15 protein-coding genes are annotated in these 16,915 nt (G+C 73.3%); 5 read left to right on the top strand and 10 right to left on the bottom strand.

The window, feature by feature from the left end; all coding sequences use genetic code 11:
• Positions 1–18 precede the first annotated feature (18 nt).
• The gene (locus ACIBR0_RS13735) at positions 19–1,644 is read right to left on the bottom strand and encodes an ABC-F family ATP-binding cassette domain-containing protein (protein WP_396715776.1); all 1,626 of its coding nucleotides are present in this window, start codon (positions 1,642–1,644) and stop codon (positions 19–21) included.
• A 350-nt stretch (positions 1,645–1,994) separates the two neighbouring features.
• Positions 1,995–3,314, bottom strand: coding sequence for a Na+/H+ antiporter NhaA (gene nhaA, locus ACIBR0_RS13730; protein ID WP_396715398.1), 1,320 nt, complete (start codon positions 3,312–3,314; stop codon positions 1,995–1,997).
• A gap of 163 nt (positions 3,315–3,477) precedes the next feature.
• Here nhaA and ACIBR0_RS13725 point away from each other — a divergent pair, with 163 nt between their 5' ends.
• The 3 genes from ACIBR0_RS13725 to ACIBR0_RS13715 all read left to right on the top strand — a co-directional run bounded on the left by ACIBR0_RS13725 (position 3,478) and on the right by ACIBR0_RS13715 (position 6,378).
• Positions 3,478–4,104, top strand: coding sequence for a universal stress protein (locus ACIBR0_RS13725; protein WP_396715396.1), 627 nt, complete (start codon positions 3,478–3,480; stop codon positions 4,102–4,104).
• A 162-nt stretch (positions 4,105–4,266) separates the two neighbouring features.
• Positions 4,267–5,310, top strand: coding sequence for a sodium:calcium antiporter (locus ACIBR0_RS13720; RefSeq protein WP_396715394.1), 1,044 nt, complete (start codon positions 4,267–4,269; stop codon positions 5,308–5,310).
• Between the two features lie 48 nt (positions 5,311–5,358).
• Entirely contained in the window at positions 5,359–6,378 is a 1,020-nt protein-coding gene (locus ACIBR0_RS13715) for an SMP-30/gluconolactonase/LRE family protein (RefSeq protein ID WP_396715392.1), read from the top strand.
• A gap of 66 nt (positions 6,379–6,444) precedes the next feature.
• Here ACIBR0_RS13715 and ACIBR0_RS13710 read toward each other — a convergent pair whose 3' ends face one another.
• The 5 genes from ACIBR0_RS13710 to pdhA form a co-directional block, all read right to left on the bottom strand.
• Positions 6,445–7,710 carry an Ig-like domain-containing protein gene (locus ACIBR0_RS13710; protein ID WP_396715390.1) on the bottom strand — a complete coding sequence of 422 codons (1,266 nt, stop codon included), beginning with the start codon at positions 7,708–7,710 and terminating at the stop codon, positions 6,445–6,447.
• Positions 7,711–7,970: 260 nt separating this feature from the next.
• Positions 7,971–9,647, bottom strand: coding sequence for a right-handed parallel beta-helix repeat-containing protein (locus ACIBR0_RS13705; RefSeq protein WP_396715388.1), 1,677 nt, complete (start codon positions 9,645–9,647; stop codon positions 7,971–7,973).
• 103 nt (positions 9,648–9,750) lie between these two features.
• Positions 9,751–11,073: a dihydrolipoamide acetyltransferase family protein gene (locus ACIBR0_RS13700; protein ID WP_396715386.1), complete on the bottom strand. Its 1,323-nt coding sequence runs from the start codon at positions 11,071–11,073 to the stop codon at positions 9,751–9,753.
• Positions 11,070–12,086: an alpha-ketoacid dehydrogenase subunit beta gene (locus tag ACIBR0_RS13695; RefSeq protein ID WP_396715384.1), complete on the bottom strand. Its 1,017-nt coding sequence runs from the start codon at positions 12,084–12,086 to the stop codon at positions 11,070–11,072. The genes ACIBR0_RS13700 and ACIBR0_RS13695 overlap by 4 nt, the downstream gene beginning before the upstream one ends.
• Positions 12,086–13,291 (bottom strand): pyruvate dehydrogenase (acetyl-transferring) E1 component subunit alpha, encoded by a 1,206-nt coding sequence (gene pdhA / locus ACIBR0_RS13690; RefSeq protein WP_396715774.1) that lies wholly within the window; start codon positions 13,289–13,291, stop codon positions 12,086–12,088. Before pdhA ends, ACIBR0_RS13695 begins: the two co-directional genes overlap by 1 nt.
• 72 nt (positions 13,292–13,363) lie before the next feature.
• Between pdhA and ACIBR0_RS13685 the strand changes: the two genes are divergently transcribed.
• Positions 13,364–13,870 (top strand): Lrp/AsnC family transcriptional regulator, encoded by a 507-nt coding sequence (locus ACIBR0_RS13685; RefSeq protein WP_357038392.1) that lies wholly within the window; start codon positions 13,364–13,366, stop codon positions 13,868–13,870.
• 138 nt (positions 13,871–14,008) lie between these two features.
• A complete protein-coding gene (locus ACIBR0_RS13680; protein ID WP_396715382.1) occupies positions 14,009–14,893 on the top strand; it encodes a sulfotransferase domain-containing protein in 885 nt (294 codons plus the stop codon).
• 23 nt (positions 14,894–14,916) lie between these two features.
• Here the strand turns inward: ACIBR0_RS13680 and ACIBR0_RS13675 are convergent, their stop codons facing one another.
• The 3 genes from ACIBR0_RS13675 to ACIBR0_RS13665 form a co-directional block, all read right to left on the bottom strand.
• Entirely contained in the window at positions 14,917–15,888 is a 972-nt protein-coding gene (locus ACIBR0_RS13675; RefSeq protein WP_396715380.1) for a DNA polymerase domain-containing protein, read from the bottom strand.
• A gap of 41 nt (positions 15,889–15,929) precedes the next feature.
• Positions 15,930–16,478 (bottom strand): hypothetical protein, encoded by a 549-nt coding sequence (locus ACIBR0_RS13670; protein WP_396715378.1) that lies wholly within the window; start codon positions 16,476–16,478, stop codon positions 15,930–15,932.
• 87 nt (positions 16,479–16,565) lie between these two features.
• Positions 16,566–16,796 (bottom strand): hypothetical protein, encoded by a 231-nt coding sequence (locus ACIBR0_RS13665; protein WP_396715376.1) that lies wholly within the window; start codon positions 16,794–16,796, stop codon positions 16,566–16,568.
• Positions 16,797–16,915: the final 119 nt, after the last annotated feature.

Genomic DNA, 16,915 nt, shown 5'->3' with positions numbered 1-16,915 from the left:
GCAAAACGAGGACGGGGGTCAAAGGCCCTCGGATGGGCCGGCCTCCCGCAGGCGCCCGTGGTCCAGCCGCCACCACCGCTGCACCCCGATCTCCGCCAGGAACCGCTCGTCGTGGCTGACCACCACGAACGCCCCCCGGTACGCCTGCAGCGCGTTCTCCAACTGCCCCACACTCACCAGGTCCAGGTTGTTGGTCGGCTCGTCGAGCAGCAGCAGGTGCGGCGCCGGTTCGGCGTACAGGACGCAGGCGAGGGTGGCGCGCAGCCGTTCCCCGCCGGACAGCACCCCGACCGGGAGGTGCGCCCGTTGGCCCCGGAACAGGAACCGGGCCAGCAGGGTCATCCGCTCGGCCTGCGGCCGGCCCGGGGCGTACGCGGCGACGTTCTCCGCCACCGTCCGGTCCTCGTCGAGCAGGTCGAGCCGTTGCGACAGGTACGCCACCCGGCCCTCGGCCCGCCGCAGCGAGCCCGAGTCCGGCAGCAGGGACCCGTCCAGCAGCCGCAGCAGGGTGGACTTGCCGGCGCCGTTCGGCCCGGTCAGCGCGATCCGCTCCGGCCCCCGGATCGTCAGGCCGACGCCGTCGGTGCCGAAGAGCCCGCGTACGCGAAGTCGTTCACCGACCACGAGCGTCCGTCCGGCGGGAACCGCCGTGTCGGGCAGGTCCAGCGTGATCGCCTGGTCGTCGCGCAGTGCGCGGCTGGCCTCGTCGAGCCGGGCGCGGGCGTCGTCGACCCGGGCGGCGTGCGTCTGGTCGGCCCGGCCGGCCGACTCCTGCGCGTTGCGCTTGAGCTTGCCGGCGACGATCTTCGGCAGCCCGGCGTTCTTGATGTTCCGGGCGGCGTTGCCGGCGCGGCGGTCGGCCCGTTCGCGGGCCTGCTGCATCTCCCGCTTCTCCCGCTTGACCTCCAGCTCGGCGGAGCGCACGTTCCGTTCGGCGAGCTCCTGGGCAGCGGTGACGGCGTCGGCGTACGCGGTGTAGTTGCCGCCGAAGAAGGTCATCGACCCGCGGTCGAGTTCGGCGATGCGCTCCATCCGGTCCAGCAGCGCCCGGTCGTGGCTGACCAGCAGCAGGCAGCCGCGCCACTCCTCCAGGACCGCGTACAGCCGGTGCCGGGCGTCGACGTCCAGGTTGTTGGTGGGCTCGTCGAGCAGGAGGACGTCGGGCCGCCGGAGCAGCTGCGCGGCCAGGCCGAGGGAGACGATCTGCCCGCCGCTGAGGGTGTCGAGGCGGCGGTCCAGGGTGACGTCGTCGAGGCCGAGCCGGTCCAGTTCGGCGCGCGTGCGCTCCTCGACGTCCCAGTCGTCGCCGACGGTGGCGAAGTGCTCCTCTGCGGCGTCGCCGGCCTCGATGGCGCGCAGTGCCGCGACGGTGCCGGCGACGCCGAGCACCTCGGCGGCGGTCAGGTCACCGGCGAGCGGCAGATCCTGCGGCAGGTAGCCGAGCGCCCCGTCGACCGTCACGCTGCCGGAGGTGGGTGCGAGTTCGTCGGCGATGAGCCGGAGCAGCGTCGTCTTGCCGGCGCCGTTGGGCGCGACGAGGCCGGTGCGGCCACCGCCCACGGCGAAGGAGAGATCCTCGAAGACGGGGGTGCCGTCCGGCCAGGAGAAGGACAGGTGGGTACAGACGACGGACATGTCGGGCATGGCGGGGACCTCGCGGGTGAGGTGGGCGCGCGCCGGGGCGGCCCAGCGGAAGCGGTCAGGGAACGACGGCACGGCCAGGGCGGCGCCGCTGTCGCGCGCCTGCTCGCCGGCCGGACACTCCGGTATCACCCGGAGATGTCGTCGTCACCTGCCACGTCTGCTCCTCGTCACTCCGACCGTCACACCCCGCGCCCACGATCCGCGGTCCGGTCGCCGACCACCCTAACAGCGCCCGGGGAGGCCGCCGACCCGTTTTTCGCCGCCGTCGGGAGCGGTCGCCTCGGTCCGGCGGCGGCTCGTCCGCACGGTGCCGGCGGCCGGCCCACATCGGGGCCGGCCGGCGGTACGCGTCAGTGGCGGGTCGGGTCGGTGGGGTTCTCGTCGTAGACGTCCGGCACGCCGTCCCGGTCCCGGTCGGCGGTCTCCTCCTCGTGCACCCGCCGGTAGAGGTTGCTGCGGGCGCGCAGGATGAAGGTGGCGAGCACCGCCGAGAGCAGGGATCCGGTGAGCACCGCGACCTTGACGATGTCGTCGCGTTCGCTGCCCAGGCCGAAGGCCAACTCGCCGATCAGCAGGGACACGGTGAAGCCGATGCCGCCGAGCAGCGACAGGCCCAGCACGTCGACCCACTTGAGGCCCTGGCCGAGCTCTGCCCGGGTGAACCGGGAGACCAGCCAGGTGGCGGTGAGGATCCCGACCGGCTTGCCGACGACGAGGCCGACGACGATGCCGATCGCGACCTTGTCGCTCAGTGACGTGGCCAGACCGGTCAGGCCGCCGACGGTGACCCCGGCGGAGAAGAAGGCGAAGATGGGCACCGCCACGCCGGCCGAGATCGGCCGGATGCGGTGCTCGAAGTGCTCGGCCAACCCGGGCCCGGCGTTCGGGCCGCCGGCGGCGTCGCTGCGGAGCACCGGGACGGTGAAGGCGAGCAGCACACCGGCGACCGTGGCGTGCACACCGGACTCGTGCACCAGCACCCAGGTCGCGGCGGCCAGCGGCAGCAGCAGCCACCAGGACCGCACCCGCCGCTGCACGAGCAGGCCGAAGACCGCCAGCGGCACCAGCGCGCCGAGCAGCGGCAGCACCGCCAGGTCGGCGGTGTAGAACACCGCGATGATCATGATGGCGAGCAGGTCGTCGACGACGGCGAGGGTGAGCAGGAAGGTGCGCAGCGCGGACGGGAGGAACCGGCCGATGACAGCGAGCACCGCGAGGGCGAAGGCGATGTCCGTGGCGGTCGGGATCGCCCAGCCCCGGGGTGCCTCGGCACCGGCGATCACGACGTACAGCAGGGCCGGCACCATGACGCCGCCGACCGCGGCGGACACCGGCACGGCCGCGCGCAGCGGGTCGCGCAGGTCTCCGGCGACGAACTCGCGCTTGAGCTCCAGACCGGCGACGAAGAAGAAGACCGCCAGCAGACCGTCGGCGGCCCACTTGCCCAGGCTCAGGTCCAGATGCAGGGCCGCCGGTCCGACCTTCACGTCCCGCAGCGCCTGGTAGCTCTCCGACCAGGGGGAGTTCGACCAGACGAGGGCCAGCAACGCTCCGATCAGCAGGAGTGCCCCGCCGACGGTCTCCCTCCGGAGGATCCCGGAGATGCGGCTCGTCTCGGGCCAGGAGCGGCGGGCGAACAGGCTGGGGCGGCGCCGGTCGGCGTCGGTCACGAAAACTCCTCGTCGGCAGGGTACGCGTCATCCATCGCCGACCAGACTTCCCGGCACACCTGAGGAAACCCTATCCGCCGCCGCCGGGACACACCTCGCACCGGCGACGTGGTGATCGTCCCAGTACCCGGCTTACCCACGGCCACCTCGGGTAGTCACCCGCGTGCCTGATCTCTGGTCCGTTCTGCTCTTCGTCACCGTGTGGCTGACCGTCGGCCTGGTCACCGCCGCCTGGTTCGTCCTCCGCGCCGGTCACGCGCACCTGCTCTGGTACGTCGTCGGCGGGCTGCTCGGCCCCCTGTTCATCCCCATCGCCGTCGAGCGGGGCCGCGCCACGACCCGCCCCGTCGACGTACGCGAGGGCCGGCCGCGACGGACCGGCGACGGCGTACGGGTGCTGGTCGGCGTGGACGGCTCGCCGGACTCCGACCGGGCGTTGCGGGCGGTCGCCCGGACCCTCGCCGGCACCACCGGCGAGCTGGTGCTGGTCAGCGTGACCAGTCCGGACCGCATCGGTCGGGAGGCCGAGGACGAGCGGCGGGCGACCCGGCGGATGCTCGACGAGCGGGTCCGCGGCCTACCCGGAGACCTGCCCGAGCCGACCACGGAGGTCGTCGTCGGCCACCCGGCGGACGCGCTGCTCGCGATGGCCGAGGCGCACGACGTGGACCTGCTGGTGGCCGGCCGGCACGGGCACGGGCTCCGGGACCGCCTGCTGGGCAGCGTCGCCGAGGATCTGACCCGCCGATCCTCCCGCGCGGTTCTGCTGGGCAGCCTCAGCGACCGCTGACCGTTTCCGCCGTCTCCGCGCGGGTAGACCCCCGCGCCCCGCCGGCCCGGCGCGGGGGCCGGTCAACCCGGCGGCGCGACGGTGGGAGGCGCACGTGGTCGACGTCCCGCCGATCGGCTCGTACGCCTTCAGCCGGGCCGCCCGGCAGCGGGACCACCGGTCGTGCCGCCGGACCTGACCTCGCTGCCGTGGCCACCCGGCCTGAGCATCGCGGTGTTCGCCGTCGCGGGCGCGCTCACCGTGCTGGGCAGCATCCGCCTGGTCACCCTCGGCGACACCCTGGCCGACCGGACCGGTTGGGGCGAGGCGTTCTTCGGCGCGGTCTTCTTCGGCCTGGCCACCTCCCTGTCGGGCATCGTGATGACGGCGGTCGCCGCCACCTCGGCCCAGCCGGAGCTGGGCTACAGCAACGCGGTCGGCGGGATCGCCGCCCAGACCACCGCGGTCGCCGTCGCCGACGCGTTCCACCGCCGGGTCAACCTCGAACACGCCGCCGCGTCGCTGCCGAACGTGCTGTTCGGGGCGTTGCTCATCGCCCTGCTCTCCCTGGCCCTGCTGGGCAGCTTCGCCCCGGGGGCGACGGTGATCGGTGTGCACCCCGCCTCGCTGGCCATGATCGGCTGCTACGTCGGCGGCCTGCACCTCATCCGCCGCTCCGGGGCCAGTCCCCTGTGGGAGGCGGTGGCCACGACCGAGACCCTGCCGGACATCCCGCACGCCCACGGCAGCCTCGACCGGCGCAGTCCCGCCTGGCTGTGGAGCCGGTTCGTCGCCGTCGGCCTGGTCGTGGCGGCCGGCGGTTGGCTGATCGCCCTGGCCGCCGAGAGCATCGTCGTCAGCACCGGCCTGAGCGCCGGTTTCGTCGGCGCCATCCTCATGGGGGCGGTCAACGCGCTCCCGGAGACCGTCACCGCCGTCGCCGCCGTCCGCCGGGGTGCCCCCACCCTGGCCATCGCCGCGGTCCTCGGCGGGAACAGCCTGGACGCGCTCAACCTGGTGGTCGGCGACATCGCGTACCGGGAGGGCTCGATCTACCACGCCGCCGGGCGCGAGGAACTGTTCGTCACGGCCAGCGCGCTGTTCATGACCACCGTTCTGCTCGGCGGCCTGCTGGTTCGGCAGGCGTGCGGCTGGGGCCGGTTGGGCTTCGAGGGAGTGCTGCTGCTGGCGAGCTACGCGGCCATGACCCTCATCCTGGCCTTCTGACACCGCCGGAGGCTCCCCCGCGCGGCATCGGCGGGTGAGAATGGGCGGATGGTCGCCCCCCGCTCCCGCGTGCCCCTGCTGATCCGTCCCCTCCGCGAGCCGGCCACGGTGCCGCCGCCCCTGGACGGGCCGTGGGCACCCACCGACACCCGGCTCGACGACGTCGAGCTCCTGCCTCTGCCGGAGGGCTCGGCCGGCCCGGAGGACGTGGTCATCGACCCGTCCGGGCGGGCGGTCAGCGGCGCCGAGGACGGCCGGATCTTCCGATGGCCCGCGGACGCGCCGGCCGGCACCCGCCCGGAGCTGCTGGCCGACACCGGCGGCCGCCCACTGGGCCTGGAGGTCGACCCCCGCGACGGCAGCCTCGTCGTCTGTGACGCGTACCGGGGTCTGCTGCGGATCACCGACGACGGCGCGGTGCGGGAGCTGAGCGGCGACGGGGAGACGCCCCACCTGGCCGACAACGCGACGATCGCCCGCGACGGCACGGTCTACTTCACCGACAGCTCGTACCGGTTCCCGGTCTCGCACTGGAAGCGGGACCTGCTGGAGCACCGGCCGAACGGGCGGGTGCTCGCGTACGACCCGGGCAGCGGGCGCACCGAGGTGGTCTGCGACGGGCTGTACTTCCCGAACGGGATCGCGCTCACCCCGGACGAGTCGGCGCTGATGCTGGTGGAGACCTCCACGCACCGGCTGGTCCGCGTCGCCCTGCCCGACGGCACGGTGACCGTGCTGGCCGACCTGCCGGCGTACCCGGACAACGTGACCCCGGTCGGCGACGGCACGTACTGGATCGCCCTGCCCAGCCCCCGGGTGCCGGTGGTCGAGCGGCTCCTGCCGCACCCCCGGCTGCGGCAGCTGGTCGCGGTGCTACCCGCCGCCGTGCAGCCGAAACCGCTGCGCTACGGCCTGGTCGCGCTGGTCGACGGTGACGGGCGGGTGCTGCGCACCCTGCACGGGCCGTCGGGGGCGTACGACATGATCACCGGGGTGCGCCAGGACGGCGACCGGCTCTGGTTGGGCAGCCTGACCGGGCCGGGCATCGCTCGGGTGCCGCTGGCCTGAGCCGGCGCGAGCCGACGTGGAACGGCCCGCCGTCGGGCGGGCCGTTCCACGTGCCGTACGGGCTCGTCAGCCGCCGCGGACCGACGGTGCCGGCGCCGGGGAACCTCCGGCGACGGCGCCCGGGTGCGGCGCGTGCGACGGGCTGGGCGCCAGCCCGGCCGGCACCGGCAGCGCGCTGCCCCTGACGAACTGGTCCCAGGTGACGTTCCACGCGGTCCAGCCGTTGCCCTCGGTCAACTGGACCTCGGTGCCCTTGATGGTCACCAGGTCGCCGACCTGGGTGACGCCCATGAGCCAGTCCGCGGCGGCTGCGGAGAGGTTGGTGCAGCCGTGCGAGACGTTGGTGTTGCCCTGGTCCCCCTCCGACCACGGTGCCCCGTGGAGGAACTCGCCACCCCAGGTGAGGCGCTGGGCGTCCTCGACGTCGACCACGTAGGGGTCGGCCGATCCCCGGGTGTCGAAGGTCGTCTGCTGGTGCTTCTCCATGATCACCATTTTGCCGCTGGACGTGGGCGTGCTCGGCTTGCCCATGCTCACCGGAATCTTCCGCACGACCTTGCCGTCGCGGACGACGGACATCTGCTTGGTGGCGTTGTCGATCTCCAGTGCGACCTGCCGGCCGATCTTCGACGTGGCGGTCCGGTCCTCGTCGCCGACCCTGTCCTTGCCGATCAGCAGGCCGGCGAGGCCGGCGCGGACGCTGATGGTGGTGCCGGGTCGCCAGAAGTCGGGTGCGCGGTAGTACACCTGACTGCCGTCGCCGACCCACGACCAGACGCCCGGCTGCGGCGGATCCGTCTTCACGAACAATCGTCGTTGGACGTCGTCCCGAGCCTCTTTCGGAATGGGCGGGTCGAATGCGACGGTGACCGGCATCGCGGTGCCGTACGTCCGATTACCGGCGAAATAGAGCGTGCTGGTGACGGCCGCCCCGGTCGGTTTCGGCATCGTCGTGAACGTCGTCTTCCGCGTGGTCGTCTTACCGGAGTCGCCGGTCGCGGTCACCTCGGCCGTGTACGTGCGCTTCGGCTGCAGCGGCGCGGCCGGCACCCACCCCGACCCGTCCTCGCGCGGCTCCGCCCGAACCTGGCCGCCCTTGTCGTCGGTGATCCGGACGGCGGTGATCCGGCCGCCGGTGACCGCGGTGCCCACCTCGGCGGTGAGCGGCACGTCCCGGGCCCGGTCGGCGGGCGTGACCGTCAACTCGGGCGGGGCGGCCTGGCCCTGCGCCGGCCGGCCGGCCGGCTTCCCCTCGGCGGTGCAGGCACCGAGGGCCAGAGGCGCGGCCGCGACGGTCACTGCGAACAGCGTGAATCGTCGCCTCAGTTCCATGTTGCGTCCCCCCGTATTTGATGTCCCTCGGACACATTCTCTCCACCTCACGCAGTTATGCGCGCAATTTTCACGAAATCGCCGAGACAATGGCGCGAACAATTTCCCGGTCCACCCCGGAATGGGTTCATACACGCCGGGCCGCACGTCCTGCGCCCGTTCGACCCGACGACGCCCGCCCGGCCCCCTCGTCCCGCACCGGCACCGCGAGGGACCGTCCGCCCGGTTTTCACGACCGCGACGCCACGGTCGCCACCGCGTCAGGACGGGTCGTCGCCGTGGTTGCGGTCCCACCGCCCGCCGATCGGGGGCGTGTCCAGCCGCATCGCGGAGTCGGCGTTCCCGGCGAGGTCGTTGTCCTCCACCCGGCAGTCCACGCAACTACCCCGGTCGGTGATCCACAGCCCGTGGTTCTGAGCGCTCGGTTCCCGGTTGTCCCAGATCCGGTTGCCGCGGATGGTCGCGTGGTCGACGGCCGCGCCGATGGTGATCCCGGCCCGGACCTGCGGCGCCGACGGCAGCTCGTACGGGGTCCCGGGTGTCGGGACCTGGCCGCTCCAGCCGGTCGACGAGTCCGGCCGGATCGGAGCGAGGGTGAGCGTGGTGTCGTCGTTGGCGGCGACCACCGCGATCTCCCGACCGACCCGTAGCACCTTGCCCCGGTGACCGTCGTTCGGCCATGTCGCCCGACGGTCCACGACCTCCTTCTCCCGGTAGCTGACGGAGTCGCCGTGCCCGGTCATCGCCGGCGCCCACTGCCGCCCGTTGTTACGGATGCGGTTGCCGACGACGAACAGGTCCCGCACCGGGCGGTCGATGCGGATGGCGTCGCCGCTGTTGCCGTAGAAGTCGTTCGATTCGATGACGATCTCCTCGGCCACCAGCTCCTCGGTGCCGCCGAGGCTGCGCTGGTGGTAGCCGTACCGTCCGTTGCCGCTGATCCGGTTGCCCCGCAGCGTGTACGGGCCGGGGGTGTTTCCGATGCTCACCCCGTCGCGCATGTTGCCGTCGATCACGCAGTCGGTCAGGATGCCACCCCGGCCGGCGGTCCCGGTGGTGCCCTTCGCGGAGACGTTGAAGCCCGCCTCCAGGTTTCCCGTCATGGTGCAGGCGGAGACGATCAGGCCGTTGGCACCCCAGTCGGAGATGCCGAACCGGTTGCCCTGGGCGTGGCAGCCGATGATCCGGATGCCACGGGGGCGCAGTTTCCCGCCCTCCTGCAACTCCATGAAGATGCCGTTGGTGGCGTTGGCCACCGCGCTGCAGTTGATGACATTGAACCGCTCGACGCTGCCCCAGCCGCCGATCCCGACCCCGATGCCGGCGCCGCCCATCTCGGTGCCGTTGTCCAGCCGTCCGCACCCCGTGACGAGCAGCCCGTCGATGAGACAGTCCTGCAGGAAGTCGCAGCCCAGGCCGGTGGCGGCGGTGTGGTGGATGTACAGGTTGCGGAACACCCCACGGACCAGGTACTGGAGGCCGAGCCCCTTGGCGAGCGGGTTGAAGTCGGCCGACGCGACGCCGGAACCGTCGATCTCGAAGTCGGCGAACATGCAGTCCGCCAGGTGCCGCTCCCGGCTGGCGCCGTGCAGCTGCGCGGTGTGGAACGCCAGCGGGGTCGGATCGGCGCGGTTGCCCGAGTTGCTCAACACGAACCGGGTGGCGCCCGGCCCGGCGCCGAGCAACGACACCCCGGTACGCCACACGGTTCCGGCGTCGCGGATGGAGTAGACCCCGGGTGGGCAGTAGATGATCCGCGCCCGCCCGTCGGCGGCATGCGCGTCACCGAGCCGGTTCACCAGCGCGGCCAGGGCCGGCTGGTCGTTGGTCGTGCCGTCGCCGGCCAGGCCGTGCTCCTGGGCGTCGCAGAGCAGTGGCGCGCCGGCGACCGAGTGCTGTCGCACCCCGACTGCGCTGGGCATGTCCGGATACGCCACCTGCGCCTCCCCTCGCGGATCGCGAGCGGCGCATTCCCGGGCGGCGGGGCGCGAAACGCGTGGGTCCCGCCGCTCAGGAAGGGCGGTCGGGACCCCGTGCGCGTCAGACGTTCGCGATGAGCAGGGCGGGCTGCTCGACGCAGTCGGCGACGTGGCGCAGGAAGCCGCCGGCCACCCCGCCGTCGCAGACCCGGTGGTCGAAGGTGAGGCTGAGCTGGGTCACCTTCCGCACCGCGAGCTGTCCGTCGACCACCCACGGCTTGTCGACGATCCGCCCGACCCCGAGCAGCGCCGCCTCGGGGTGGTTGATGATCGGGGTGGAGCCGTCGACGCCGAACACGCCGTAGTTGTTCAGCGTGAACGTGCCGCCGGTGAGCCGGGCGGGCGGGAGCGTGCCGGCCCGCGCCGCCGCGGTGGTCTCCGCGAGCGCGGCGGCCAGTTCGGCGGTGGTGAGCCGCTGGGCGTCCCGCAGCACCGGGACGACCAGGCCGCGGTCGGTCTGCGCGGCGATGCCCAGGTGCACCCCGGCGGACTGGACGATCCGCTGCCCCTCGGTGTCGACCCGGGCGTTGAGCTGCGGGTAGCGGCGCAGCCCGGACAGGCAGATCCGGGCCAGCAGCGCGAGGATGCTCACCGGCGCGTCCGGAGTGGCCGCGTTGATCGCGGCCCGGGTCTCCAGCAGCCCGGTGGCGTCCACGTCGACCCAGATGGTGACCTCGGGGATCTCCCGACGGCTGCGGGACAGCTTGTCGGCGATCGCCTTGCGGATGCCGGTCAACGGGATGACCAGATCCTCGGCACCGTCCGGCAGGTCCGGCACGGCGGCCAGCGGCGCGGCCGGCGCGGCGGTGGCGGCCCGCACCGCCGCCTCGACGTCGGCCCGCCGGACCACGCCGCCGGGGCCGGAGCCGCGCAGGGTCGCCGGGTCGAGCCCGTGCTCGCGGGCCAGCCGTCGCACGATCGGGGAGATGACCAGCGCCGCGGCGGGTGCCGGTGCCGCCGAGGCCGCGGGAGCCGGTGCGGGCTCGGGCGTATGCGGCTGCGGGGCCACCGCCAGCCGGGGCCGGCGCCGCCGCCGGGAGCCGCCGTGGCCGGTGCCGTACCCGATGAGGACGTTGCCGGAGCCGGCCCGCTCCTCCTCGCGGTAGGTGGCGTGCCCGGCGGGCTCGGCGCCGTCGGCGGCGATGGTGATCAGCGGCTGGCCGACCGGGCGGGCCTCGCCCTCCGCGCCGTGCAGCGCGACGACCCGACCGGCGTACGGGCACGGCACGTCGACGACCGCCTTGGCGGTCTCCACCTCGACGACGGTCTGGTCCACGGTCACCACGTCACCCACGGCGACGCGCCACTGCACGATCTCCGCCTCGCTGAGCCCCTCGCCCAGGTCGGGCAGGAGGAAGACCCGCTCGTTCGCCACGGTCGTCATGCCGCGCTCCCCTGCGGGAGCCAGCGGCTGTCGGGCTGGTCGTCCCACTGCAGGCGGGCCACCGTGTCGAGGACCCGGTCCACCGACGGCAGGTGGGTGTGCTCCAGCATCGGCGCCGGGTACGGGATGTCCAGGCCGGACACCCGCAGCACCGGGGCGTGCAGGGCGTGGAAGCAGCGCTCCTGCACCCGGGCGGCGATCTCCGCGCCGACGCCGGCAAAGCCCTGCGCCTCCTGGATGACCACGCACCGGCCGGTCTTGCGCACGGAGGCGGCGACGGTGCCGTCGTCGAACGGCACGATGGTCCGCACGTCGACGACCTCCAGGTCCCAGCCCTCGTCGCGGGCCGCCTCCGCGGCCTCCAGCGCGACCGGCACCGCCGGCCCGTACGCGACAAGCGTGGCGTCGGTGCCCGCGCGCCGCACGACGGCCCGGCCGAACGGCTCGGTCCGGGCCGGAAGCTCGGCCTCGCCGCTGGCGAAGTACAGCTTCTTCGGCTCCATGAACACGACCGGGTCCGGGTCGTCGATGGCCTCGCGCAGCAGCGAGTACGCGTCCTGCACGGTCGCCGGGGTGACCACCTTCAGGCCCGGGGTGTGCGCGTAGTAGCCCTCGGAGGAGTCGCAGTGGTGCTCGACGCCGCCGATACCGCCCGCGTACGGCACGCGGATGACCATCGGCACGCTCAGCTTGCCCCGGGTGCGGTTGCGCAGCTTCGCCACGTGCGAGGCGATCTGCTCGAACGCCGGGTACGCGAACGCGTCGAACTGCATCTCCACGACCGGTCGCAGCCCGGACATGGCCAGGCCGACGGCGAAGCCGACGATGCCGGCCTCGGCGAGCGGGGTGTCGAAGCAGCGCTTGTCGCCGAAGCGCGCCTGGAGACCGTCGGTGATCCGGAAGACGCCGCCGAGCTGGCCGACGTCCTCGCCGAAGACGACGACCCGCTCGTCCTCGAGAAGCGCGTCGGCGAGCGCGGCGTTGAGCGCCTTCGCCATGGTCATGGTGGCCATCAGGCGTCCCCCTCCTGCTCGGCCGCGGCGGCCAGTTCGGCGCGGACCTGCTCGCGCTGCTCGACCAGCTGCGGGGTCGGCTCGGCGTACACGTGGTCGAACAGGCTCATCGGGTCGACCGTGGGCTGGGTGTTCATCCGGTCGCGCAGGTCGGCCGCGTACGCCTCGGCCTCCTCGGCGATCGCGGCCACGCCGGCGTCGTCCAGCACGCCCCGGGCCCGCAGGTACGTCTCCAGCCGGGCCACCGGGTCCCGGTCCCGCCACGCCTCGACCTCGTCGGCGTCCCGGTAGCGGGACGCGTCGTCGGCGTTGGTGTGCGCCTCCATCCGGTAGGTGTGCGCCTCCACCAGGTACGGACCGTGGCCCGCCCGGGCGTGTGCCACCGCCCGGGTGAGTACCGCGAGCACGGCCACCGGGTCGTTGCCGTCGACCTGCTCGCTGGGCACGCCGTACCCCACGCCCTTGTACGCCAGGGAGGGCGCGGCGGTCTGCCGGGACAGCGGGACGCTGATGGCGTACCCGTTGTTCTGCACGAAGAAGACGACCGGGGCCTTGAACACGGCGGCGAAGTTGACGCCCTCGTGGAAGTCGCCCTCGCTGGTGGCGCCGTCGCCGATGAAGGCGAGCGCGACGGAGTCCCGGCCCTGGTAGGACTCGCCGTAGGCCACCCCGGCGGCGTGCACGCACTGGGTGGCGAGCGGGGTGCACTGCGGGGCGGTGCGACGCGCGGCGGGGTCGTACCCGCAGTGCCAGTCGCCGCGCAGCAGCGTCAGGACCTCGACCGGGTCGATGCCCCGGGACACCAGCGCCATCGACTCACGGTAGGTGGGGAACACCCAGTCGTCGTCGCGCAGCGCGAGGACGCCGCCGACCTGGCAGGCCTCCTGGCCGCGCGAGGACGGGTAGACGGCGAGGCGGCCCTGTTTGGTCAGGGCGGTGGCCTGCACGTCGAAGCGGCGCCCGACGACCATGCGCCGGTACATCTCGCGCAGGGCCTCGACGGGCGGTTCGGGGTAGTCGGCGCGGGGCGGCAGCGGGGTGCCGTCCGGGTTCAGCAACCGGACCGGTTCGGACTGCGGCAGCAGGCCGGCGGACGGGTCGGGCGCGGCCGGGGTGGCCGGCCGGCCCTTCCGCGGGGATTCCCTGCGGACCGCCTGGGGTGTGGTCGTCACGGCGGGGACCTCCTGGACGTGTGGTGGACCTATGCTCCTGCTGTCGGATGATTGACTCAATATCCGTGGCGAACGCGGGACGATTGACATCCGGGAGGGAGTCGCATGAGCCAGGAGCCCACACCGGCACCGGGCGTGGCGGGCGGAACGGGACGTTCGGCCGGGCCACTGGACGAGGTCGACCGGCGGATCCTGGACGAACTGGTCCGCGACGGGCGCATCTCCATCCGCACGCTCGCCGAACGGGTGCACGTCTCCCGCACCAACGCGTACGCGCGGGTGGAGCGGCTGCTGCGGGACGGGGTGATCACCGGGTTCCGCGCCCAGGTCGCGCCGGAGCCGGCCGGGCTGGGCACGTCGGCGTACATCTCCCTGACGATCGAGCAGAACACCTGGCGGGAGGTGTCGGCGGAGCTGGCCCGGGTGCGCTACATCGAGCACGTCGCGCTGCTGAGCGGCGAGCACGACGTGCTGGCCATGGTCCGGGCGCCGGACAACGCGACGCTGCGGGACGTGGTGCTCAACCGGGTGCAGAGCATCGCCGGTGTGCTGTCCACGCGGACCTGGCTGGTCTTCGAGGAGTTCGACGGCGCCCAGAGCCCGTGGCAGTGATCCTCGCCGATCGTCGCCGATCCGAAGATGGCGGTGACCTGACCGCCGGGTTACCGGTGCCGAACCACCGGATGCACAGGTGGCGGCCGGCGGCTTCGCGCTGTCGCCGCACGTGGCGGCCCCGCTAGGGTCCGGAGGATGATCGCTCGGACCATCAGGTCGGCCAAGCAGCACACCCCTGACTCCGCCCGGGTCCTGGTGCGGCGGACGATGCTCGATGCGCACAACGCGAGGCTCCGGCTGACCGTTCCGGTGAGCCGGCACTGCGGGTACGAGAACCTCTACCACTTCACCGTGCACAAGACCGGCAGCCAGTGGATGAAGTCGCTGTTCAGCGATCCCGTCGTCTATCGCCACTGCGGGCTGCTGCCGTACGTCCCGCGCCTGGCCCGGGGCAACCGTCGGTCCGTTCCGCCACCCGGGCACGTGTCCCTGTCCGCGTTCCTGCCCTACGAACGCTATCGGAGCATCCCGAAGCCGGACGCGCACCGCGCCTTCTTCGTGCTGCGCGATCCCCGCGACATCGTCGTGTCGAGCTACTTCTCGCTGCGCGGGTCGCACGCCCCGATGGGCGACATCCCCCGGGTGCGCAAGGTCCTGCGGGAGAGCCCGGTACGCGACGGCCTGCTGCACGTCATCGACTACCTCGCCGACAGGGGCCTCTACCGGACGCTCCGGTCGTGGGCACTCGCGCCGGGTGCGGACACCTTCCGGCTGCTCCGGTACGAGGACCTGACCGGGGAACGGCAGCAGGACGAGGTCGACCGGTTGATGCGACACTGCGGGATCGTCCTCCCGCCGGCCGACCTGGCCGCCCTGCTGGCCCGCTACAGCTTCGCCAGGATGCGCCGCACGCCCGGCGACTCCGGGTCGAACCCGCACTACCGCTCGGGCCGGGCCGGCGACTGGCGCAACCACTTCGACGACGACGTCCACCGGGCCTTCGTCGCGGCCACCGGCGACCTCGTCCAGATCCTCGGCTACCCCGCACCCGACGCGCCCCGCCACCTCGCGGTCGAGTAGGGCGGCACACGGCCGACGGACCGTCACCGCTCCGGTGGCGCCTCCAGGCCCTCGCGGTCGGCCAGGTCCAGCAGCGGCTCCAGCGAGAAGCGCCGGTCGTCCAGGCCGGCGTGCGGGTCACCCCGCTCGGCGAAACGCGCCGGCATCGTGGTGACGTCGAAGTCCTCCGGCCGGGCGTCGTCCAGCTCCGCCCAGTCCAGCGGCGCGGACACCAGCGCGGCCGGCGTCGGCCGGACCGAGTACGCCGACGTCATGGTGTGGTCCCGGGCCATCTGGTTGTAGTCGACGAAGACCGGGCGGTCCCGCTGCTCCCGCCACCACGTCGTGGTGACCAGGTCCGGGCGGCGGCGCTGCATCTCACGGCCCAGCGCCAGGACCGCCCGCCGGCACTCGCCGAAGCTCCACCGGGGCTCGATGCTCAGGTAGACGTGCAGGCCCCGCCCGCCGGTGGTCTTCGGGTAGCCGGTCAGGCCCAGCTCGTCGAGGAAGCCGCGGACCTCGTGGGCCACCGGCACGACCTGGTCGAAGTCGACGCCGGGCATCGGGTCCAGGTCGATGCGGAGCTGGTCCGGCCGCTCCACGTCCGCCTTCGTCACCGGCCAGGGGTGGAAGCGCAGCGTGCCGAGGTTCGCCGCCCAGGCCACCACGGCCAGTTCGCTCGGCGCGACCTCGTCGGCCGTCCGCCCACTGGGGAAGGTGATGTGCGCGGTGCGCACCCACTCGGGGGCTCCCGCCGGGAGCCGCTTCTGGTAGAAGGCGTCGCCCCGGTTGTCCTGCCGGGTGCCGATCTTCGCGCCCTCGAACACGCCGCGCGGCCACCGCTCCAGCATGGTCGGGCGGTCCCGCAGGGCACGCAGGATGCCGTCGCCGACGGCGAGGAAGTACCGCACCACATCGATCTTGGTCAGCCCGCGCTCGGGGAAGTACGGCTTGTCCGGGCTGGAGACACGGACCAGCCGCTCCCCCACCCGGATCTCCTCGGCCGGCGTCGCCACGCCTCACACCGTAGTGGCATCGGCCGGCGTCCGCGCCCGGCTCACCGCGGGACTCCGGGTGTCCCGTCGTCCAGCGACGGCAACGGCACCACCGTGGTGTCGCCGGCGGCGTGTGCCGAGTGCGCGGGCGGCGGCCGGTGGCCCTCCGGCGTCCGGGTGTGCAGGCGACCGCCCGGCCCGTTGCGGCGGGCGACCTGGCACGTCACGACATGGATCGGCGGGGGCGGCGTGCCGAACCGACCCGCCCCCCAGCGCACCCACACCGCGACCCGGCCGGCCGCCGCCTCCGCCGCCAGCTTCTCCCAGGTACGACGCCGATCGGTGTGGTCGACCTCGACGACCACGGGTGGGCCGTCCGGCCGTGCACACGCCACGTCGAGGACGGACCGCCGATCGGACAGCGGCGGCGGCAACGGCAGCACGCTGGGCGCCCGCCGGTAGACCCGCCACCCCTGCTCACCCGCCCAGGCGGCCACCGATTCGATGATCAGCGCCGTCACCGCGTCGGCGCTCAGGTCGACGAAGGTGAGCCGGGCGAGAGCGCGCTCGATCGCCGCCGCCACCTGTTCGCCGTCATACCCGCCGTCCATGGCCGCAGGGTAACGGTCGGGGCTGGCGCGGAACGCAGGCCGCGTCCGGGCGGACCCGCACGGTCCGCCCGGACGCCGGCGATCACCTCAGCCGTTCTCCTTCTGCAAGCGGGATATGAGCATCTGCTTGCCCTGTTCACCCGCCTTGCGGTTGTTCTCCTGGATCTTCCGGAACCAGGTGGCGAGTTCGGAGTCGCCCCGTGAGTCCGCGTCTGCGATGTACGTCTCCAACTGCCATACATGTTGCAACGACATCTGCAGGGCGTGGATCAGGTCGTAGTTCTTGTCCTTGACCGGGCTCATCGGTTCCCTGACCATCGTGGCCACGGCACACCTCCCCTGTCCTCGATCGGGTGGACCGGGCGCTTACCCGGCCCGCTCCCGTTCACGCCCCCACCGCCGCGCCCGACCGGTGCGGTTACCGGCGACGGCACCCG

Source organism: Micromonospora sp. NPDC049497, from assembly GCF_044465805.1.
Lineage (GTDB): Bacteria > Actinomycetota > Actinomycetes > Mycobacteriales > Micromonosporaceae > Micromonospora.
This window is presented reverse-complemented; position numbering and strand designations above follow the sequence as displayed.